Source organism: Micrococcus porci (assembly GCF_020097155.1).
In the GTDB taxonomy this organism is placed as follows: domain Bacteria; phylum Actinomycetota; class Actinomycetes; order Actinomycetales; family Micrococcaceae; genus Micrococcus; species Micrococcus porci.
Genome location: NZ_CP083691.1, coordinates 803,375 through 822,917 on the forward strand (window position 1 = coordinate 803,375; position 19,543 = coordinate 822,917).

The 19,543-nt window shown below is 73.6% G+C and carries 21 protein-coding genes; 15 read left to right on the forward strand and 6 right to left on the reverse strand.

The window, feature by feature from the left end; genetic code table 11:
- Position 1: 1 nt before the first annotated feature.
- A complete protein-coding gene (gene paaA / locus KW076_RS03880) occupies positions 2-1,009 on the reverse strand; it encodes a 1,2-phenylacetyl-CoA epoxidase subunit PaaA (RefSeq protein ID WP_224356295.1) in 1,008 nt (335 codons plus the stop codon).
- Positions 1,010-1,263: 254 nt separating this feature from the next.
- Here paaA and KW076_RS03885 point away from each other — a divergent pair, with 254 nt between their 5' ends.
- Both KW076_RS03885 and KW076_RS03890 read left to right on the forward strand, forming a co-directional pair.
- Positions 1,264-1,698, forward strand: coding sequence for a hypothetical protein (locus KW076_RS03885; RefSeq protein ID WP_224356296.1), 435 nt, complete (start codon positions 1,264-1,266; stop codon positions 1,696-1,698).
- On the forward strand, positions 1,695-3,332 hold the full coding sequence (locus tag KW076_RS03890) for an alpha/beta hydrolase (RefSeq protein WP_224356297.1): 1,638 nt from the start codon (positions 1,695-1,697) through the stop codon (positions 3,330-3,332). The genes KW076_RS03885 and KW076_RS03890 overlap by 4 nt, the downstream gene beginning before the upstream one ends.
- A gap of 78 nt (positions 3,333-3,410) precedes the next feature.
- Here KW076_RS03890 and KW076_RS03895 read toward each other — a convergent pair whose 3' ends face one another.
- Complete coding sequence (locus KW076_RS03895) at positions 3,411-5,327, reverse strand: FAD-binding monooxygenase (RefSeq protein ID WP_224356298.1); 1,917 nt, start codon at positions 5,325-5,327, stop codon at positions 3,411-3,413.
- Between the two features lie 164 nt (positions 5,328-5,491).
- On the opposite strand from KW076_RS03895, the gene KW076_RS03900 reads away from it, so the two are divergent.
- From KW076_RS03900 to KW076_RS03945, 10 genes are all read left to right on the forward strand, one after another.
- Positions 5,492-6,229: an IclR family transcriptional regulator gene (locus tag KW076_RS03900; protein WP_224356299.1), complete on the forward strand. Its 738-nt coding sequence runs from the start codon at positions 5,492-5,494 to the stop codon at positions 6,227-6,229.
- A gap of 31 nt (positions 6,230-6,260) precedes the next feature.
- The gene (locus KW076_RS03905; protein ID WP_224356300.1) at positions 6,261-7,388 is read left to right on the forward strand and encodes a histidinol-phosphate transaminase; all 1,128 of its coding nucleotides are present in this window, start codon (positions 6,261-6,263) and stop codon (positions 7,386-7,388) included.
- Complete coding sequence (locus tag KW076_RS03910; RefSeq protein ID WP_224356301.1) at positions 7,339-7,644, forward strand: helix-turn-helix domain-containing protein; 306 nt, start codon at positions 7,339-7,341, stop codon at positions 7,642-7,644. Before KW076_RS03905 ends, KW076_RS03910 begins: the two co-directional genes overlap by 50 nt.
- Before the next feature lie 136 nt (positions 7,645-7,780).
- Complete coding sequence (locus KW076_RS03915) at positions 7,781-8,527, forward strand: lyase family protein (RefSeq protein ID WP_224356302.1); 747 nt, start codon at positions 7,781-7,783, stop codon at positions 8,525-8,527.
- Between the two features lie 64 nt (positions 8,528-8,591).
- Entirely contained in the window at positions 8,592-9,389 is a 798-nt protein-coding gene (locus KW076_RS03920) for an alpha/beta fold hydrolase (RefSeq protein ID WP_224356303.1), read from the forward strand.
- Positions 9,390-9,426: 37 nt separating this feature from the next.
- Positions 9,427-9,864: a carboxymuconolactone decarboxylase family protein gene (locus KW076_RS03925; RefSeq protein ID WP_224356304.1), complete on the forward strand. Its 438-nt coding sequence runs from the start codon at positions 9,427-9,429 to the stop codon at positions 9,862-9,864.
- 186 nt (positions 9,865-10,050) lie between these two features.
- Positions 10,051-10,422: a FeoA family protein gene (locus KW076_RS03930; RefSeq protein ID WP_224356305.1), complete on the forward strand. Its 372-nt coding sequence runs from the start codon at positions 10,051-10,053 to the stop codon at positions 10,420-10,422.
- A complete protein-coding gene (gene feoB / locus KW076_RS03935) occupies positions 10,419-12,377 on the forward strand; it encodes a ferrous iron transporter B (RefSeq protein ID WP_224356306.1) in 1,959 nt (652 codons plus the stop codon). The genes KW076_RS03930 and feoB overlap by 4 nt, the downstream gene beginning before the upstream one ends.
- Positions 12,374-13,009 (forward strand): NifU family protein, encoded by a 636-nt coding sequence (locus KW076_RS03940; RefSeq protein ID WP_224356307.1) that lies wholly within the window; start codon positions 12,374-12,376, stop codon positions 13,007-13,009. The genes feoB and KW076_RS03940 overlap by 4 nt, the downstream gene beginning before the upstream one ends.
- Before the next feature lie 44 nt (positions 13,010-13,053).
- Positions 13,054-14,406: an NAD(P)-binding domain-containing protein gene (locus tag KW076_RS03945; protein ID WP_224356308.1), complete on the forward strand. Its 1,353-nt coding sequence runs from the start codon at positions 13,054-13,056 to the stop codon at positions 14,404-14,406.
- 125 nt (positions 14,407-14,531) lie between these two features.
- Here KW076_RS03945 and KW076_RS03950 read toward each other — a convergent pair whose 3' ends face one another.
- The 4 genes from KW076_RS03950 to KW076_RS03965 all read right to left on the reverse strand — a co-directional run bounded on the left by KW076_RS03950 (position 14,532) and on the right by KW076_RS03965 (position 16,484).
- Complete coding sequence (locus KW076_RS03950) at positions 14,532-14,756, reverse strand: hypothetical protein (RefSeq protein WP_224356309.1); 225 nt, start codon at positions 14,754-14,756, stop codon at positions 14,532-14,534.
- 140 nt (positions 14,757-14,896) lie between these two features.
- A complete protein-coding gene (locus tag KW076_RS03955) occupies positions 14,897-15,253 on the reverse strand; it encodes a hypothetical protein (protein ID WP_224356310.1) in 357 nt (118 codons plus the stop codon).
- Positions 15,250-15,570, reverse strand: a complete 321-nt coding sequence (locus tag KW076_RS03960) for a hypothetical protein (protein ID WP_224356311.1) — start codon at positions 15,568-15,570, stop codon at positions 15,250-15,252. Before KW076_RS03960 ends, KW076_RS03955 begins: the two co-directional genes overlap by 4 nt.
- An 86-nt stretch (positions 15,571-15,656) precedes the next feature.
- The gene (locus tag KW076_RS03965) at positions 15,657-16,484 is read right to left on the reverse strand and encodes an IclR family transcriptional regulator domain-containing protein (protein ID WP_224356312.1); all 828 of its coding nucleotides are present in this window, start codon (positions 16,482-16,484) and stop codon (positions 15,657-15,659) included.
- A gap of 94 nt (positions 16,485-16,578) precedes the next feature.
- Here KW076_RS03965 and KW076_RS03970 point away from each other — a divergent pair, with 94 nt between their 5' ends.
- Genes KW076_RS03970 through KW076_RS03980 form a run of 3 tightly spaced genes read left to right on the forward strand, consistent with a single transcriptional unit; the run spans position 16,579 to position 19,337 of the window.
- Positions 16,579-17,856, forward strand: a complete 1,278-nt coding sequence (locus KW076_RS03970; protein ID WP_224356313.1) for a thiolase family protein — start codon at positions 16,579-16,581, stop codon at positions 17,854-17,856.
- A gap of 45 nt (positions 17,857-17,901) precedes the next feature.
- Positions 17,902-18,657, forward strand: a complete 756-nt coding sequence (locus KW076_RS03975; RefSeq protein WP_224356314.1) for a 3-oxoacid CoA-transferase subunit A — start codon at positions 17,902-17,904, stop codon at positions 18,655-18,657.
- Between the two features lie 8 nt (positions 18,658-18,665).
- Complete coding sequence (locus KW076_RS03980; protein WP_224356315.1) at positions 18,666-19,337, forward strand: 3-oxoacid CoA-transferase subunit B; 672 nt, start codon at positions 18,666-18,668, stop codon at positions 19,335-19,337.
- The last annotated feature ends 206 nt before the right edge of the window (positions 19,338-19,543 follow it).

The window sequence follows — 19,543 nt, forward strand, 5'->3', positions numbered from 1 at the left end:
ATCAGGCTCCGATCAGCTGGGTGTCGGCCGGGACGTGCTGCTCGGCCTGGCGGCGGGCGTAGGCGGCGGCGGCCTCGCGGACCCAGGCCCCGTCCTCGTGGGCCTGGACGCGGCGCGCCAGGCGCTGGGTGTTCATCGGGCCGTTGCCCTTGATGACGGACATGAACTCATCCCAGTCCAGCTCGCCGAAGTCGTAGTGGCCGCGCTCCTCGTTCCACTTCAGGTCCGGGTCCGGCAGGGTCAGGCCCAGGGCCTCGGCCTGCGGGACGATCATGTCCACGAAGCGCTGGCGCAGCTCGTCGTTGGAGAAGCGCTTGACCTTCCAGGCCATGGACTGCTGGGAGTTCGGGGAGTCCTCATCCGGCGGGCCGAACATCTGCAGGGCCGGGCCGTAGAAGCGGTTCACGGCGTCCTGGGCCATCTGCTTCTGCTCCGGGGTGCCGTGCGAGAGCTCGTAGAGGATCTCCCAGCCCTGGCGCTGGTGGAACGACTCCTCCTTGCAGATGCGCACCATCGCGCGGCCGTACGGGCCGTAGGAGGCGCGGCACAGCGGGACCTGGTTGCAGATGGCGGCGCCGTCGACGAGCCAGCCGATCGCGCCCATGTCCGCCCAGGTGCGGGCCGGGTAGTTGAAGATCGAGGAGTACTTCGCGCGGCCGGAGAGCAGCTGCTCGTTCAGCTCGTCCCGCGGGGTGCCGAGGGTCTCGGCGGCGGAGTACAGGTACAGGCCGTGGCCGGCCTCGTCCTGCACCTTGGCCATGAGGATCGCCTTGCGCTTCAGGGACGGGGCGCGGGTGATCCAGTTGGCCTCGGGCTGCATGCCGATGATCTCGGAGTGCGCGTGCTGGGAGACCTGGCGGGTCAAGGACTTGCGGTAGGCCTCCGGCATCCAGTCGCGGGGCTCGATGCGCGAGTCCTCCTGGATCAGGCGGTCGAAGTTCTCCTGGCCGGCCGCATCATCGGGGGACGGCACGGAGGCCAGGTGCGGGGAGCTGCTCGTCTGCGTCATGGGGTTCACCTCACGCTGAGTGCGGATCGGGTTCCGTGGGCCAGGGCCCGCGCCTCGGGTCGAGGTGCGGACGAATTACTGACCGTTCGTTCAGGATAGGGATTGGTGTGAGCCACGTCAACACGTCCGACGGGGGCGCCTCCAGGGCTCTGCGACCGGATCCCTCCTGCACAGGAGGCCCTCCGGGGGCGGCCGTCCACCGCGGCCGCCCGCGGCCGAGCGGTCGGGCGCCGGTCTTCCCTAGCGTCGTCCTCATGCTCCTCCCACCGACCGCACAGGCCCTCCTCCGCACGCTCGTGGCCGCCGGTCTCGACGACGACGCCGCGCGCCTCGCCGTCGGGCTCACCGACGCCCACGCCGACCTCCAGGCCGCCCGCGCCGCGCAGGACGCCCTCGCCGACGCGGCGGAGGACCTGCGGGACCTGCTGGCCCTGCTGGAGGAGCTGACCCGGGGCGTCGCCGCCGCCCTGGACGTGGACTGGAGGTCGGAGGCCGGGGCCGAGTACGGCGAGCGCACCGATGGCCTGCACCGGACCGCCACGGACCGCCAGGACGAGGCCCGTGAGTGGGCCGGGCTGCTGGGCCGGGCCCGGAGCGAGGCCGAGCAGGCGGAGCGGGACGCGGAGCTGCGGGTCCGGCGGGCCGAGGAGGGCGCCTCGGCCCTGCTCCGCGCGATGGCGGCGGCATGAGCGCGCCGGCATTCCGCGTCACCGGCGGCCCCGGCTCCGTCTATGCCGACCTCGGCTCCCTGGAGGCCGTCGCCCAGCGCCAGCGCGACAACGGCGACCTGGCCCGCCGGGCGGGCCAGTGGTGCACCGTCCTCGGCCTCGACCTCGTCTCCCCGGCGCGCACCGCCCCCAGCGCCGAGGTCCTCCGGGCCCGGCTGGAGGACGGGCGGGCGGGCCTGGAGCGGCTGGCCGAGCGGCTCGAGGACATGCGGCGCAGCCTGGAGCACACCGCGCAGGCGTACCGGCAGGTGGAGTCCGGCAACGCGGCGATGATCGGCCTGATCGACCCCGCCCTGGCGGGGGTGCCGGAGGTGACGCCGGAGTCCCTGCGGGACGGCGCCACGGCCTCGGAGACGGCCGGGGTGATCTCCGAAGAGCTGCGCGCCGCGCAGGAGAAGGCCTACGTCGACGCCGCCCAGCGGCTGCTCCTGGCCCTCGTGGGAGGCGTCCCCGGCATCCCGGAGTCGTTGGCGGCCCTGGACTTCCAGGCGAAGCAGCTGCCCTGGTGGCACCCCGCCAAGCACGCCTGGAACAAGGGCAAGGGCGAGGCCGTGGATCGCGTGACGGGAGCCCTGCCGGCCATCGTGGAGGAGGGCGTGGACTCCGGGGTGCTCCCCACCGCGACCGCCCAGGACGCCAGCCGGGAGCTCGCCCGGGCGCTCGTCTCCGCGGGGGCGCTGCCCCGGGGTGAGGGCGAGGTGCGGGTGGAGCCGGGCGCCCGCGACCGGCCGGCGCCGCCGCTGTTGGACGGACGGGCGAGCACCCTGCTCTCCCTGGTCCCGGAGCAGGACGGCGCCGACGGGGCCGGAGCCGTCACCGTGACGCGGGTGGACCGCCCGGACGGCCCGGGTGGCACGGCGTCGACCTGGATCGTCGGCCTGCCGGGGACCACCACGCGCGGGGGCGCCGGCGACAATCCGTTCGACACCCTGGGGATCGTCGAGTCTCTCGCGGACGAGCCGGGCGTGACCCGGGCCGTGCAGGAGGCCCTCGAGCGCGAGGGCGTCCCCCACGGGTCGACCGTGGTCCTCGCCGGCTACTCCCAGGGCGGCATGCGGGCCCTGGACCTCGCGGCGGACGAGCAGTTCGCCTCCGCCTACCGGGTGGAGGGCGTGCTCACCGCGGGAGCCCCCGCCAACGACGCCGCGGCGCCCGCCGAGGCCGCGGTCCTGCAGTTCGCCTCCGAGGCGGACCTGATCTGGGGCCTCGGAGGCGGCCACGACCGGCCCGCCGCCTCCCGGGCGACGGTCATGTTCGACGCCCCCGCCCAGGTCCCGCTGCCGCAGCCAGGGGAGGTCCGCCCCTTCGACGGCCTCGACGAGTTCGACGGGGCGCTCGCGGGCCACGCCCGCTCCGAGTACGCCCGCCTTATCGAGGGGTTCGAGCGGGCCCCGGCGCAGGACCGTGCGGAGGTGGCGGACCTGCAGGCCCGGCTGGCGCTGCTCACGGGCGGGGCCGTGGTCTCCAGCCGCGTGCTCACCCTGCGCCGCACCAGCACGGAGCCGGCCGTGGACCAGCGGGCCCGGGAGGTCCGGGAGGCCGCCGAGGCGGCCGGTCAGCGCCCCGGCCCCCGCTTCGGGCCGCGCCTGCCGTGACCCCGCCCACGACGACGGCGCCGTACCCCTCACGCTGAGGGGTGCGGCGCCGTCGGGACGCCGGGGGTGCCGGGTCGGTCAGTTCGCGTCGAGCAGGACGCCCGCGAAGAACGCGTTCAGGCGGTCGACCTCGTCGAGGCCGAACACGCCGGAGACGTACTGGTCCGGGCGGACCACCACGACGGCGCCGTCGCGGCTGACGCCGCGCAGCTCGAAGATGTCCTCGGCGTGCTCCGGGCGGCACACGGCGAAGATGTTGTTCAGGTCGTGCAGGCCCAGCGGGCCGGTGGTCGGGCGGAACACCGCGGGCACGTCCGGGAAGGCGAACTCGGTCTGCTTCTGCTGGTAGACCACCTTGAGGTCGAAGCGCTCGTCCTGCGGGGCGCCGGCGGGGGTGTGGCGGTTGCGGAAGGACTGCGGGTCCTCCTCCACGGCCTCGGCCCAGGCGGCGACCTTCGAGTCGGCGTCGTGAGGGGCGGCGGCGTCGGCGAAGACGTACACGCGCCAGCGGCCGTCCGCGGTGTGCAGGTGGCCCAGGTGCTTCACGTTGGTGTCGCAGGAGCGCTCCACCTTCGCGGACTTGAAGCGCTTGCCGATCGGGAAGCCGGTGGCCAGCTCCTGGCCCGCGGCGTCCGTGGTCAGCATGGAGGGGCGGTACTCCGTCATGAAGCCGGCCGGGAACTCGGCGGTCTTCGTGTAGAATTCCGCCACCTCGTTCGGGTCGCCCAGCTCGGAGGTGGGCTTCGCCATGAGCGTCGACCACTCCTTGTCGAAGTCGATCAGGTTCTTGGCGATCTCCTTGCGCTCCTCCGAGTAGGTGGGCACCAGCTCGGCGGGGGCGATCCCGGAGAGGACCTGGCCGAGCTTCCAGGCGAGGTTCCAGCCGTCCTGCATGGAGACGTTCATGCCCTGGCCGGCCTTGGCGGAGTGCGTGTGGCAGGCGTCGCCGAGGAGGAACACGTTCGGGTGGGTGCAGCGCTCGCGGTTGTCGAAGCCGGAGGTCAGGCGGTGGCCGACCTCGTACACGGAGCTCCAGGCCACGTCCTTCACGTCGAGCGTGTAGGGGCGGATGATCTGCTGGGCGCGGCGGATGACCTCCTCGATCGGGGTCTGCCGCACCTTGTGGTTGTCGTCCGCGGGGACCTCGCCGAGGTCCACGTACATGCGGAACAGGTGGCCGCCCTCGCGGGGGATGTGGAGGATCGAGCCGGAGGAGGAGTGGATGGCGCACTTGGTGCGGATGTCCGGGAAGTTCGAGTCGGCCAGCACGTCCATGACGCCCCAGGCGTGGTTGGCGGCGTCGCCGGAGAGGGAGTGGCCGATCGCCTTGCGCACGCGGGAGCCGGCGCCGTCCGCACCGATCACGTACTTGGCGCGCACCACGCGCTCCTCGCCCGCCACGCCCTCGGCGAGCGGGTTGCCCTTGGCGTCGACGGTGCGGCGCAGGGTCACCTGCACGGGGCGCTCGGCGTCCTGGTCGGAGTCGTCGAGGGAGACGAACTCCCAGCCGTAGTCCGGGGTGGCGCGGGTGGGGGAGTTCTTCATGAACTCGGCGAACCAGTCCAGGATGCGGGCCTGGTTGACGATCAGGTGGGGGAACTCGGAGACGCCGTGGGGGTCGTCCTCGGCCAGGGAGGTGCGCACGATCGCGTCCTCGTCCTCGGGGGAGGGGTTCCAGAACGCCATGGAGGTGAGGTCATAGGCCTCGTCGATGATCTGGCTGGCGAAGCCGAAGGCCTGGAAGGTCTCCACGGAGCGGGCCTGGATGCCGTCGGCCTGGCCGATCTCCAGGCGCTTGCCGCGGCGCTCGATGATGCGGGTGTGCACGTCCGGGAACATGGCCAGCTGGGCGGCGGCGATCATGCCGGCGGGGCCGGTGCCGACGATGAGGACGTCCATCTCGTCCGGCAGCTCGGCGGGGCGGTCCAGGCCGATGCCCGCGGCGGGCTTCATGCGGGGGTCGGTGGAGACGTAGCCGTGGTGGTGGAAGAGCATGAGGGCACCTTTCAGGGCCGGCGGCGGGGGCTCTGGCGCCCTCCGGTTTGTTCTCTGAGGGAACGCGGTGTTCCGGGAGGGAACGTGTCTGTGCCAGACTCTACTCGCGACGTGATCCCGTTCACAACACCCACATCCGCTCGTCCCGCCCTCAGGAGGCCCCCGTGGACCCGCACGACGACAGCGTCCCCGCCGTCTCCGCGCCGCCCCCCTCCGCCCCCGGCGTGCGCCCCGGCGCCCCCTCCCAGACGCTCTCCCGCGCCCTGACCATGCTCGAGCTCGTGGCCGACCGACCGACCCCGCCGAGCATCGCCGAGCTCGCCGATGACCTCGGCGTGCACCGCTCCGTGGCCTACCGGATGCTGCGGACCTTCGAGGTCCACGGCCTGCTCCGCCGCGACGCCGCCGGCCTGGTCCACGGCGCCCCGGGGCTCGTCACCCTGGCCGGAGGGGTGGAGCAGGACCTGCGCGCCGCCGCCGTCACCGAGCTCTCCCGCGTGAGCGACGCCCTGGCCATGACCGCCTTCCTGGTGGTCTGGGACGGCCGGGACTGCCTCACGCTCGCCACCGTGGAGCCGCCTCGCGGCAACCTCGTGACCCAGCGGCCGGGCACGCGGCACCCCCTCGGCGTCGGCGCCCCCGGCATCGCGATCGCCTCGGTCCTGCCCGCGGAGGGGCAGGACCGCCCTGCCGTCCGCGAGGCCCGCGCGCGTGGCTGGGCCGCCTCTCGGGACGAGGTGATTACCGGCGTCGGCTCGGTGGCGGCCCCCGTGCCCGCGGCGGCGGGCATGCCGGCCGCGCTCGCGGTCGTGTTCACCTCCCCGGCCGTGGACGAGGAGGCGGTCGGCGCCGAGCTGGCCGCGGCCGCGCGTCGCCTGGGGGCGGTGCTGGGCGAGGGCTGAGTCCGGCCGGCGCGCCGGTACCATCGTGCGCATGACCGACGTCACTTCCGGCTCCTCGGGGGTCGCCGCGCACCGCAAGGTCTCGCTCCTGCCGCCGTACGCGGCCGGCAAGCCGCCCGTCGCCGTGCCCGGCCTGCGCCCCTACAAGCTGTCCTCCAACGAGAACCCGTTCGCGCCCGTGCCCGCCGTGGTCGAGCGCATCCACGAGGTCGTCGCGGGCGCCGAGGGCGAGCCCAGCCCCGTGTGCCGCTACCCGGACCCGCTCTCCACCGCCCTGCGCGAGCGCCTCGCCGCGCACCTGGACGTCCCGGCCGACGACATCGTCACCGGCGGCGGCTCCCTGGGAGCGCTCACCCAGGTCATCACCGCGTTCGCCGGCGACGGCGGCGAGGACGGCGCCCCGGACGAGGTCGTCTTCGCCTGGCGCAGCTTCGAGGCCTACCCGATCGTCGTGCGCACCGCGGGCGCGAAGGACGTGCAGGTGCCGCTGACGGCGGACGGCCGCCACGACCTGCCGGCCATGCTCGCCGCGATCACCGAGCGCACCAAGGTCATGCTGCTCTGCACCCCGAACAATCCCACCGGCCCCGTGCTGACCACGGCCGAGGTGGAGGACTTCCTGGCGCAGGTGCCCCCGCACGTGCTCGTGGTGATCGACGAGGCGTACGTGGAGTTCGTCCGCCACCCCGACGCCGTGGACGGCCCGGCCATGTACCGCCGCCACCCCAACGTGGTCGTGCTGCGCACCTTCTCCAAGGCCCACGGCCTGGCCAACCTGCGCGTCGGCTACTCCGTCTCCCGCCCCGAGGTCACCGCCTCGCTGCGCACCGTGGCCGTGCCGTTCGCCGTCTCCACCGTGGCCGAGCAGGCCGCCATCGCCTCCCTGGACCACCTGGACGAGGTCCTCGAGCGCGTGCAGACCGTCGTGGACGAGCGCGAGCGCGTCGTCGCGGCCCTGGCCGAGGCGGGCTGGGACGTCCCGGAGACCCACGCGAACTTCGTGTGGCTGCCCCTGGGCGAGCGCGGCGCGGACTTCGCCGCCGCGGCAGGCGAGCGCGCCCTGTCCGTGCGCGCCTTCCCCGAGGGCGTGCGCGTGAGCATCAGCGAGCGTGAGGCCAACGACCGGTTCCTCGAGGTGGCCCGGGCCTTCCAGCGGTGAGCGCGGCGGACGGGGCGCTGCGGCGCCCCCGGACACCACGCTGGACCGGCTTCTGCGGATCCTCGCGGCGTTCGACGCCGACCACCGCGAGCTGACGGTCGCGGCGCTCGCCCGCCGAGCGGCGCTGCCGCTGCCCACCGCGTACCGCTGGGTGGATCGGCTGTCCCAAGCGGAGCTGCCGGCCAGGGGCCGGCGGCGATCGGCGTCGTCGTCCGGCGGGACGCGCCCGTGGCCGCGGGGGTGCCGGCGCTGCTGATGACGGCGGCCCGGGGGATCTCCCGGGCCGTGGGCGGCGATTCTCACTGAGAGAGAATCGCTCTGACGGTGACGCGGGTCACGGGTGAGGATGGCGCGGAACCCCCTGACGGGAGGACGCCGTAACCGAGCGCACCGTGACCCGCCCCCGGGTCGGCATCGTGGGCGCCGCGCCCGCCGGCCCGTGGGACACCAACCGCATGGCCGTCACCGGCGTTGCCGCCGCGCTGGCGGATGTGGTGGCCGCGTGCGGCAAGGTGGCCAACGACGTGCTGACGTCCGCGCGGATCGAGAACGGGGAGCTCGGCGAGCCCCTGGCCGCGGGCCGCGGCGGCTCCTCGGCCATGCCGCACAAGCAGAACCCGGTGCTCTCCGTGCTCATCCACTCCGCCGCGCTCTCCACGCCCGGCCTGCTGGCCCAGGTCTACACGGCCGCCGGCGCCGCCAACGACGAGCGCCCCGACGGGTCCTGGCACGCCGAGTGGCCCGCGCTGCGCCAGCTGCTGTGCGTGGCCGGCGGTGCGGCGGCCCTCACCCGCGAGCTCGTCTCCGGGCTGCGCGTGCACACCGGCCGCATGGCCGCGAATCTCGCGCTCACCGGCCCGCTGCTGGTCTCCGAGCGGATCATGGCCGAGCTCGCCCCCGAACTGGACGCGCTGTTCGGCGGGCCCGGCTCGGGCAAGGCCGTGATCCAGGGCGCCGTGGACGCTTCCCTGGCCGGGGAGGGGGACTTCGCGGAGCTGCTGCGCGCCGCCGTCCCCGCCGAGGTCTCCGACGCGCGGCTCGCCGACCTCCTGGACCCCGTCGCCTACACCGGCGAGGCCGAGACGCTCGTCGACCGGATCCTGGCCGCCCACGCGCCGCGCCTGAGAGCATCGGCCTGAGACCCCCGCAGTCAGAGCCCCCCGCGGCCGGACACCGGCCGCCCCGTCACCGGAAGGACACGCCATGACCACCCCCGAGGTCGCCGTCACCCTGCTGAAGCCCGCCGAAGCTCCCACTCGCGTCCTCGTCGCGGGCGCCGGCCTGGGCACCGGCGTGGAGGCCCTGTGGTCCCTCGCCGCCCGCGAGCTGCCCGCCGACACCCTCGTGGTGGGCTGGGACCTGCCCGGGCACGGCGCCTCCGCCCCGCACGACGCCCCGCTGACCGTGGCGGACCTGGCCGACGCCGTCGCCGCCGCCGTGGGGCGGCTGCGCGCCGAGGGGACGATCCCCGCGGACGTGCCCGTGCACTACGCGGGCGTGTCCCTCAACGGCTGCGTGGCGCTGCAGCTGGCCCTGGACCACGCGGACACGTTCGCCTCCGCGACGGTGATCTGCTCCGCCGCGAAGATCGGCGAGAAGGACGCCTGGCTGGAGCGCGCCGAGCTCGTGGAGAGCGCCGGCACGCCCACCCAGGTGGAGGGCTCCTCGAAGCGCTGGTTCGCGGAGGTGTTCATCGCCGAGCACCCCGAGCGCGCCACCGGGCTGCTGCACACCCTGCAGCAGGCGGACCGCCACTCCTACGCCCGCCTGTGCGAGGCCCTCGCCGAGTTCGACGTGCGCGGGCGCCTGGGCGAGGACACGGTGCCGCTCATGACGATCCACGGCGTCGAGGACCAGGTGACCGCCCCGGCCGCGGGAGAGGAGATCGCCGCCGCCGTGCCCGGCACCGTGGTGCACGCGTTCGAGCACACGGCGCACCAGGCCCCGCTGGAGCAGCCCGAGCGCACGGCCGAGGCCCTGGCCGCCTTCCTGGCCCGCTGAGCCGGCCGCGATGGCGACGACGAGCGAGGAGACGCGCATGGGCGAGCAGCCGATCGGCCACGACATGGACCGCACCTCCCGGGAGGTCCACGACGCCGGCATGGCCGTGCGCCGGGAGGCCCTGGAGGACGCCCACGTGGACCGGGCGGAGGCGAACAAGGACGCCGCGACGGAGGACTTCCAGAACCTCATCACCCGCTACGCGTGGGGCACCGTGTGGACCCGCCCGGGCCTGGACCGCCGAATGCGCTCGGCCGTGACCATCACGGCGATGGTCGCCGGCGGCTACTGGGACGAGTGCGCCATGCACCTGCGCGCCGCCCTGCGCAACGGGCTCAGCCGCGAGGAGGTCCAGGAGATCCTCCTGCAGACCGCCGTCTACTGCTCGGTCCCCGCGGCGAACATCGCCTTCACGCTGGCGCAGCGGGTGTTCGCCGAGGTGGACGCGGACCTCGCCGCCGGCCGCCCGCTCTGAGCCGGCGGCGGCCCCGGGGCGGACCCCCTGGCGGTCTCCGGGGGTCCCCCGGAGACGCATTAGCGAACATGCATGTAAGGTAAGGGTCACCTCACCTCGTCGACCCGGGCTGTCTCCGGGTCCGAGCGGGGCGGGGGCGATCCGTCCGGACCCGGCGGACCGAGGCACGCACGCAGGAGGACGCCCATGGCCCTCACGCTCCCCATCACCCAGTCCCTGAGCACCCGCGACGTCACCGGCGGCGTCCGCGCGGACGCGCCCGCGGCCCGCACCCTCGCGGACCTGCCCCTGGGGACCCCCGGCGTGGTGGCCGGCGTCTGCGACGCAGCCCGGCCCGACGTCGCCCGCCGCCTCTTCGACCTCGGCTTCATGCCCGGCGCCGTCGTGAGCGGCGTGCGCCGCGCCCCGCTCGGCGGCCCGGTCGTAGTGCGGGTGGCCGACTACGAGCTCACCCTCCGCCGCGACCAGGCCCGCTGCGTGGTCCTCGCGGGCCCCGGCGACGTCACCTCCGGCGCGTGCCCGGCCGAGGACCGCGGCTGCCGCGGCTGCGCGGCATGAGCCACGCGCACCACCACGGCGGGGGCTCCTCCGCGGCCGTCCTGGACTCCTCGCTGACCCGTCTGGGGCTGGTCGGCTCCCCGAACTCCGGCAAGTCCACCCTGTTCAACGCCCTCACGGGCCTGCGGGTGAAGACCGGCAACTATCCGGGCGTCACGGTCTCCCGCGCCGAGGGCGTCATGGTGGCCGAGGACGGCACGCGAGTCGTGCTCGAGGACCTGCCCGGCACGTACTCGCTGGACCCCATCAGCCCGGACGAGCAGGTCGTCGCCGACCTCCTCGCCCTGGACCCGGCCGACGCCGACCACCCGCAGGCCCTGCTGCTGGTGGCGGACGCGACCACCCTCCGCCGCGGCCTGACGATGGTGGCGCACGCGCTCGCCGTCGAGCTGCCGGCCACCCTGGTGCTCACCTTCGGGGATGAGCTCGCCCTGCGCGGCGGCTCCGTGGACGTCACCCGTCTCTCCCGTGCCCTGGGCATCCCGGTGCTGGCCGCCACCGCCGGCGACGCGCGGCAGCGCGAGGCCGTGCGCGCGCACCTGGCCACGGACCCGGCCGGCTGGGCCGTCCCGCCGGTGGCCCCGCCCACGGACCCCGCCGGGATCGCCGCGTGGATCGACTCCGTGCTGGAGGCCGCCCGCTACGCGGTGCCCCGCCCGGACGGACGCACCCGGCGCATCGACGACGTCCTGCTGCATCCCGTGTGGGGCACGCTCGTGTTCCTCGTGACGATGTTCGCGTTCTTCCAGGTGATCTTCACCGTGGCAGCCCCGCTGCAGGCCCTCGTGGAGGAGCTCTTCGGCTGGCTCGGCGAGCGGGCCGCGGCCCTGATCCCCATCGAGTGGCTGGGCCGGTTCGTGGCCGAGGCGCTGATCGGCGGCGTCGGCGGCGTCGTCGTGTTCCTGCCGCAGATCCTCCTGCTGTTCCTGATGATCTCCCTGCTGGAGTCCACGGGGTACATGACGCGCGCGGCGTTCCTCATGGATCGCGTGATGAGCCGGTTCGGGCTGGAGGGGCGCTCGTTCGTGGCGCTGCTGAGCTCGCTGGCGTGCGCGGTGCCGGGGATCATGGCGACGCGCTCGCTCCCCTCGGCGCGGGACCGGCTGGCCACCATGATGGCGGCGCCGTCCATGACGTGCTCGGCCCGCCTGCCCGTGTACGTGCTGCTGATCTCCCTGCTGGTGCCCTCCGAGGTCCGCTGGGGGCCGGTGGGCCTGCAGGGGCTCGTGATGTTCGCGCTGTACCTGGGCGGGGCGACGGCGTCCATGCTGACCGCGGCGTTCTGGTCCCGCGTGGTCGGCCGGCGGCAGGCCGCCATGCCGTTCTACATGGAGATGCCCCCGTACCGCCTGCCGAAGGCGCGGACGGTGGTGACCTCCATGTGGGCCTCCGCGGAGGGCTTCCTGCGCAAGGTCACCTCGATCATCCTCGTGACGACGGCGCTGCTGTGGGTGCTGCTGAACGTGCCGGTGCGCTCCGAGGAGGAGATGGCCGGCGCCGGCGTCGCCATGGACGACCCGGCCGCGGTGGCGCAGTACACGATCGACCACTCGGCCGCGGCCGCCGTCGGCAAGGCGGTGGAGCCGGCGTTCGAGCCCCTCGGCTTCGACTGGCGGATCGACGTGGGCGTGCTGGCGTCCCTGGCCGCGCGCGAGGTGTTCGTGGCCACGCTCGGCCAGATGGCCGCCGCGGAGGACCCGGAGGATCCGGGCGACGCGCTGGCCTCCTGGACCGTGACGGACGACGCGGGCGTCGAGCGCCCCCTGTTCACGCCCGACGTGGTGGCGGCGCTGCTGGTGTTCTTCATGCTCGCCCTGCAGTGCATGTCCACCCTGGCCGTGATGCGCCGGGAGACCGGCACCTGGCGGTGGCCGCTGCTGGCGTTCGGGTACTACTTCACGCTGGCGTGGCTGGCCGCGTTCGCGGTGCGGCACGTGGTCCTGGCGCTCACGTGACCGGCGCTGAGCGGGGCGGCGCCGTCGCGGCCCACCCGGTCCCCACCCACCCCGAGGCGGTCCCCGGCGACCGGGCGACCCTGCGCTGGGCGGTCCCGGCCGGGCTGCTGGGGATGGTCGGCCCGGTGGGGGACGGCCCCGCACCCCTGGAGGCCCTCCGCGCCGACGGCACCCTGCGAGCCCTCGTGGCCGAGCCCGCCGCCCTGCGCCTCACGGTCGGCGAGGGACGCACGTGGCGGGCCGAGGGCGCCCGGGTCCGGGCCGCCCTGCAGGAGGCCCTCGCCCTGCTCGCCGCCGGCGAGGCGACGTGCGCGCCGGAGGCCCCGGCTAGCGTCGTGGGCGGCCCGGGCGGCGGCGGGAAGGCCCGCGCCGTGGCACGTGCCGGCGCCTCCGCCGACTCGGACGCGGTGCTGCGCGCCGCCGTCGAGCAGGTCCTCGCGGGCCCCGCGGGGGAGTACCTGCGCTCCCACGGTGGGACGGCGCGGATCCTCGGCGTGGAGGACGGCGAGGTCGAGCTGGCGCTCGGCGGCACGTGCCACGCCTGCCCGGCCCGCGGCTTCACCCTGCAGATGCGCCTCGAGGCGGAGATCCGCCGCCTCTGCCCCGACGTGCGGGCCGTCCGCACGGCCTGACCGCCCCGAACCGACCCCCATCCCCTGCACGGAAGGACATCCCCATGACCGAGCGCGTCGCCCTGATCGGAGCCGGGCCGTCCGGCATGGCCCTGCTGCGCGCCCTCGCGCTGGCCGAGGACGAGGGGGCCGTCGTCCCCGAGGTGGTGGCGTTCGAGCGCCAGGCCGACTGGGGTGGGCAGTGGAACCTGGACTGGCGCACCGCCGCGGACCGCTTCGGCGAGCCCGTGCACTCGGCCATGTACCGGGACCTCTGGATCAACGGCCCCAAGGAGTGCATGGAGTACCCGGACTACTCCTTCGACGCCCACTTCGGCCGGCCGGTGTCCTCCTACCTCCCGCAGGAGGCCATGAAGGACTACATCCTGGGCCGGGTGGCACACGTGGCCGAGCGCATCCGCCCGCTCATCCGCTTCGGCACGGTGGTCCGCTGGGTCCAGCCGCTCGACGACGGCACCTTCGAGGTGACCAGCGTCGACCTCACCACGGGGGCGGCCCGCACCGAGGCGTTCGACCGGATCGTGGTGGCCACCGGCCACTTCCACGCCGCGCACACGCCGTCCTGGCCCGGTGTGGAGGACTTCCCCGGCCTGGTGCAGCACGCCCACGACTACCGCACCCCGGAGCCGTTCGCCGGCCGGCGGGTGCTGGTGATCGGCTCCTCCTACTCCGGCCAGGACCTGGCCCTGCAGCTGCACCGCGGCGGCGCCGCCCACGTGACCACCGCCTACCGGAAGGCGCCGCAGGAGCTGGACTGGCCCGCCGGCATGGACGAGCGTCCCGAGGTGCAGGGCTTCGCGGGCTCGCGCGTCGCCTTCGCGGACGGCTCCTCCGCCGAGTACGACGCCGTGCTGCTGTGCACCGGCTACCGCCACCACTACCCGTTCCTGCCGGCGGAGCTGGCCCTGTCCGGGCCGAACCTGCCGTTCGTGCCGAGCCTCTGGAAGTCCGTGGTGTGGCAGGCCGACCCGCGTGTGCTGTACCTCGGCGCCACCCAGCAGTGGTTCACCCTCACCCTGCTCGACGCGCAGGCCTTCTTCGCCCGGGACGTGCTGCTGGGCCGCGCGCCGGTGCCCTCCGCGCAGGAGCGGCAGGCGGACATCGACGCGTGGACGGCCCGCATGGCCGCGATCGACTCGACCCCCGTGGCCCTGGCCTTCCAGGCGGACCAGATCCGCGACCTCACGGCCGGCACCGGTTACCCCGAGATGGACCTCGACGGCGTGATCGCCACGTTCCTGCAGATGGGCGAGGACAAGCGGGAGTCCCTGACCCGCTACCGGGACCGCACTCACCGCTCGCTGGTCACCGGTACGCGGGCCGCCGCGCACCCGGTGCCGTGGATGCACCACCCGGACGGCTCCCTCGAGGGGTACCTGGCGCACTTCCCTGGCTGAGCGCCGGGACGTGTGCGCATAGGGACGACACCTTCTGTCGCGCCGCGTGAGGGGGTCTATGGCCCATGGTCAGCTCGTACTCGATGGGGGTCGACGCGCCACGCGACGCCCGCACCTACTGACGTTCATGTGCACGACGGCCCGAGATCGTCCTTCGTCACTGTCCACCACGCATCGCTGGCGACGGGTAGTCCCACTTCCTGGAGCTCGGCAAGCAGTTCGGCATACTCCCGCGTCAATTCCTGTCGCAACGGAGCGGGCCATTTCTCTGGCTCGAGCCCCTCAGCATGATGCCGATAGCCGAAGGCGTCACCCATTCTGCTGTCCCAGGCCTTGATCTTCGCCTGCAAGCCTGGAGGAATCGCAGCTGCCACGAGCGCTGCTCCGGTGGGGCCGTCCGTGTCTGATTCATGGACATCGATGAAGTTTCCACCCCCATGGAGGTAAGTGAATCGCACAGACTCCGAAGGCATCCCCGAGTCCCTCGACATCAGCACGACGGGGTGGACGTCGGGTAGGACGTCACGACGACCTTGTTGTACATGGACACGGCAACGCGGGGGTGTCGAGTCTTCACGTACTGGGGTTTGCCGTTGACCATCCGATACAGCTTGATCGGCGTCTTGTGGCAGCGGGTGTTCTTCTCCCCGTCGGGTTCAGTGCGCGACGGAGCCTTCATCGCCTCACGGGAGGCATAGACCATGAAGTCGTCCCATAGGCCCGGGCCGGTCATGGTGTTCTGCCAGCCCTGTTGATGCCGGGCTCGGATGTGAACATGCCCGCCGCCGCTGTGGCCGCAACGCAGGGAGGCCGTTCCGTCGTGCTTCGACGTGCACTTCTCGATCACGCGGGTCGTCCGTCCGACATTGCAAAGACCGATGGAGAGGGGATCGAGCAGGGGCGCAGCGTCGCCTCGGCCTCCCGCAACGGCCCGGTGATAGGCGGTTCTTCGTCCAGGTTGATCTTGTCTTCCACTATGACGGATTCCGTCGGGCCGACCGCGAACCAATCACCATCACGTGCGCTTTCCGGGGGAGTCGGCACCGGCGAGATGTCTGTGCTGCCACCGGCTTCCATCGGGGGCTCCACGCCGACTGGAGGGTCGACGGGGAGTAGGCCGGCTGTCAGGGGGGTGGACAGGGCGGCGGCGGCGATGGGTTTCATTCCTTCTGCTCTCGAGTGAAGGGGGAGCGATGCCGGGGATGTGCCTCGCATCATAGACTGCTGTGGGCTCGCCGTCGTCATGCTCCTCAGCGCCCCAGCAGCTCCAGGGCGGCCTCGGCGTCGTCCGCGGCCTCACGCAGCACGGGCAGGGCCTCCGCCGCAGCGGCCTCGGCGGCCGCGGGGGAGAGGGCCTCGCCGAGCCGGCCCCGCCGGGTGGACAGGGCGGTGTTCACGGCGAGGACCACGCGCCCGTCCCGGTCGCGCACGGGCACGGCCACCGAGCTGAGGTTGGGGTCCAGTTCCCCGTGCACCAGGGCGTGGCCGCGCTCGCGGACCCGGCGGACCTCCTCCAGCAGCGCGTCGACGTCCGTGAGCGTCTGCGCCGTGGCGGGGGTGCGCGGGGCGCCCTCGAGCACCCGGCGGACCTCGGCGTCGTCGAGGCCCGCGAGCAGCACCCGCCCCATGGAGGTGCTGAAGGCGGGCAGCAGCGTGCCGACGTCCAGGTTCACCCGCAGGATCCGCTCGGTGTGCACGCGGGCGATGTACATCAGGTGCGCCCCGTGGAGCACGCCCGCGGAGCACGACTGGTGCAGCCGCTGGGAGGCGCGCGTCAGCACGGGCCGCAGCACCTCCGAGGTCGAGCGCCCGGACCAGTAGCCGTGGCCGAGCTCCAGCACCTTGGGCGTGAGCTCGAAGGCGCGCCCGTCCTGCACCGCGTAGCCGAGCTCCACCAGCGTCAGCAGGGACCGACGCGCGGTCGCCCGGGAGACGCCGGCGGCGTCGGCGGCCTCGGTGAGCGTGAGCCTGGGGACGTCCGGGGTGAAGGCGCGCAGCACCGCCAGGCCGGTGGCCAGGGCGCGCACGTAGCCGTCTCCGGGGGCGGGGGAGGTGATCTCGGTCGAGGGGAGGGACATGCCGCCCAGCGTAGCCGGGCGTTCGTAGGGCGAACGGATGTGCGTCGACCGAACATCCCTGGCCCGGCCGCGCGGGCGGGCCTACGGTGAGGCCATGAGCCTCACCGATGCCTACGTCTTCGACGCCGTCCGCACCCCCTTCGGCAAGATCGGCGGCAAGCTCGCCGGCGTCCGCCCCGACGACATGGCCGCCCACGTGGTCCGCGCCCTCGTGGACCGCGCCCCCGGCCTGGAGGGCCTGCGCGCCGAGTCCGCCCAGGCCGTGGCCGACGCCGCCGCCGGGCACCCGATCGAGGCCGGCACGGACGCCGCCGCCCCGCAGAAGATCGACGACGTCGTCTTCGGCAACGCCAACGGCGCCGGCGAGGAGAACCGCAACGTGGGCCGCATGGCCACCCTGCTGGCGGGCCTGCCGCTGTCCATCCCGGGCACCACCGTGAACCGCCTCTGCGGCTCCTCCCTGGACGCCGCGATCATCGCTTCCCGCCAGATCAACACCGGCGAGGCGGACGTGGTGCTCGTGGGCGGCGTGGAGTCCATGTCCCGCGCCCCCTGGGTGCTGCCCAAGACGTCCCGCCCGTTCCCCATGCACAACCTCGAGGCCGCCAACACGACGCTCGGCTGGCGCCTGATCAACGACGCGATGCCGAGCCAGTGGACCGTCTCCCTCGGTGAGGCCACCGAGCAGCTGCGCGAACGCTTCGACGTCTCCCGTGAGCGCCAGGACGAGTTCGCCGCCCGCTCCCACCAGCTCACGGCGAAGGCCTGGGACGAGGGGAGGTACGACGACCTGGTCACCGTGGTGCCCGGCACCGACCTGGAGCGGGACGAGACCGTCCGCCCGGACTCCACCCCGGAGACCCTCGCCGGCCTGCGCACCGTGTTCCGCAAGGAGAACGGCACCGTCACCGCCGGCAACGCCTCCCCGATGAACGACGGCGCCTCCGCCGCCTTCCTCGGCTCGGAGAAGGGCGCCGAGGTGCTCGGCCTGCCGCCGATCGCCCGCATCGCCGGCCGCGCCACCGCCGCGAACGAGCCGAACTTCTTCGGCTACGCCCCGGTGGAGGCCGCCAACGTGGCCCTGCGCCGCGCCGGCATCACGTGGAAGGACGTGGCCGCCGTCGAACTCAACGAGGCCTTCGCCGCCCAGTCCCTGGTGTGCGTGGACGCCTGGGGCGTGGATCCGGAGATCGTGAACGCGTGGGGCGGCGCCATCGCCATCGGCCACCCGCTGGGTGCCTCCGGCACCCGCGTGCTCGGCACCCTGGCCCGCCGCCTGCAGGCCACCGGCGAGCGGTGGGGCGTGGCCGCGCTGTGCATCGGCGTGGGCCAGGGCATCGCCGTCGTCCTGGAGAACGTGGACGCGCGCTGAGCGCGGCCACCGGGACCGACCGAGACCGAGAAGGAGGAACCCCCCGTGCTGGAGTTCGTGGAGACGGCTGCCGAGGCCGTCGCCCAGGTGAGGGACGGCCAGACCGTCCTGATCGGCGGGTTCGGCAACGCCGGTCAGCCGATGGAGCTGATCGACGCCCTGCTGGAGTCCGGCGCCACCGGCCTGACGGTGGTGAACAACAACGCGGGCCAGGCCGACGCCGGCCTCGCCCTGCTGATCAAGGAGCGGCGCGTCGCCAAGATCATCTGCTCCTTCCCCCGCCAGTCCGACTCGTGGCACTTCGACGAGGCCTACCGGGCCGGGGAGATCGAACTGGAGCTCGTGCCCCAGGGCAACCTGGCCGAGCGGCTGCGCGCCGGCGGCGCCGGCATCGGCGGGTTCTTCACACCCACCGGCTACGGCACCCAGCTGGCCGAGGGCAAGGAGGTCCGCGAGATCGACGGCAGGCACTACGTGCTGGAGTCTCCGATCAAGGGCGACGTCGCCCTGATCAAGGCCTACGCCGCGGACCGTCACGGCAACCTCGTGTACCGCAAGACCGCCCGGAACTTCGGGCCGGTCATGGCCGCCGCGGCCGCCACGACGATCGTCCAGGTGGACGAGATCAGCGAGGAGCCGCTGAACCCGGAGCACGTGATCACCCCGTCCATCTACGTGGACACCGTGGTGCGGATCCAGACGGAGTCCGGCGTGAAGGAGCGCGAGGCCCTGGCCGCCGGCAAACCCAAGCCCTGCCTGGCCACCGAGACCGCGGCCGGGCAGGCCGCCGAGGGGAAGTGAGGAACACCATGGGCTTCACCCACACCGAGAACCCGCTGAGCCACGAGGAGCTGGCCCAGGTGATCGCCGCGGACATCGCCCCCGGCTCCTACGTGAACCTGGGCATCGGCCAGCCGACCACGGTGTCCGACTACCTCGACGCGGACCAGCACGTCACCCTGCACACCGAGAACGGCATGCTCGGCTTCGGCCCGCAGGCCCACGGCGAGCAGGTCGACGAGGACCTCATCAACGCCGGCAAGATCCCGGTGACCGAGCTGCCCGGCGCCTCCTACTTCCACCACGCGGACTCGTTCGCCATGATGCGCGGCGGCCACCTGGACGTGTGCGTGCTGGGCGCGTACCAGGTCTCCGCCACCGGCGACCTCGCCAACTGGTCCACCGGCAAGCCGGGGGCGATCCCCGCCGTCGGCGGCGCGATGGACCTGGCCATCGGGGCCAAGGACACCTACGTGATGATGGACCTCTTCACCAAGAAGGGCGACCGCAAGCTGATGCCCGAGTGCACGTTCCCGCTCACCGGCGTGGGCTGCGTGTCCCGCATCTACGCGGACAAGGGCGTGTTCCTGCTGGACTCCTCCGGCGTGGTGAAGGTCCGCGAGCTGCACGGCATCACCTTCGAGGAACTGCAGGCCACCCACGAGGGCGTCACCTTCGAGGAGGTCGACGCCTCCGCCTGACGCCTTCGTTCGCGAAACGGACGGCGTGGCGGACGCTTCCGTTCGCGAAACGGACGGCCGCCCAGGCTTCCTGAGCCCGACGACGGCGCCGGTCCCCTCTGCCACGGAGGGGGCCGGTTCGCCATGGCGGCATCATCGCCACGACCAGCGCCGAGGCGCTGGCTGAGAATCTGCTTGACACCTCCCCCGCGCGGACGGAGGATGAT

Excerpts from the sequence above, each read along its gene's own strand:
- paaA (WP_224356295.1), bottom strand. The coding sequence starts at position 1,009 with ATGACGCAGACGAGCAGCTCCCCGCACCTGGCCTCCGTGCCGTCCCCC.
- KW076_RS03885 (WP_224356296.1), top strand. The coding sequence starts at position 1,264 with ATGCTCCTCCCACCGACCGCACAGGCCCTCCTCCGCACGCTCGTGGCC.
- KW076_RS03890 (WP_224356297.1), top strand. The coding sequence starts at position 1,695 with ATGAGCGCGCCGGCATTCCGCGTCACCGGCGGCCCCGGCTCCGTCTAT.
- KW076_RS03895 (WP_224356298.1), bottom strand. The coding sequence starts at position 5,327 with ATGCTCTTCCACCACCACGGCTACGTCTCCACCGACCCCCGCATGAAG.
- KW076_RS03905 (WP_224356300.1), top strand. The coding sequence starts at position 6,261 with ATGACCGACGTCACTTCCGGCTCCTCGGGGGTCGCCGCGCACCGCAAG.
- KW076_RS03920 (WP_224356303.1), top strand. The coding sequence starts at position 8,592 with ATGACCACCCCCGAGGTCGCCGTCACCCTGCTGAAGCCCGCCGAAGCT.
- KW076_RS03925 (WP_224356304.1), top strand. The coding sequence starts at position 9,427 with ATGGGCGAGCAGCCGATCGGCCACGACATGGACCGCACCTCCCGGGAG.
- KW076_RS03930 (WP_224356305.1), top strand. The coding sequence starts at position 10,051 with ATGGCCCTCACGCTCCCCATCACCCAGTCCCTGAGCACCCGCGACGTC.
- feoB (WP_224356306.1), top strand. The coding sequence starts at position 10,419 with ATGAGCCACGCGCACCACCACGGCGGGGGCTCCTCCGCGGCCGTCCTG.
- KW076_RS03945 (WP_224356308.1), top strand. The coding sequence starts at position 13,054 with ATGACCGAGCGCGTCGCCCTGATCGGAGCCGGGCCGTCCGGCATGGCC.
- KW076_RS03960 (WP_224356311.1), bottom strand. The coding sequence starts at position 15,570 with ATGAAACCCATCGCCGCCGCCGCCCTGTCCACCCCCCTGACAGCCGGC.
- KW076_RS03965 (WP_224356312.1), bottom strand. The coding sequence starts at position 16,484 with ATGTCCCTCCCCTCGACCGAGATCACCTCCCCCGCCCCCGGAGACGGC.
- KW076_RS03970 (WP_224356313.1), top strand. The coding sequence starts at position 16,579 with ATGAGCCTCACCGATGCCTACGTCTTCGACGCCGTCCGCACCCCCTTC.
- KW076_RS03980 (WP_224356315.1), top strand. The coding sequence starts at position 18,666 with ATGGGCTTCACCCACACCGAGAACCCGCTGAGCCACGAGGAGCTGGCC.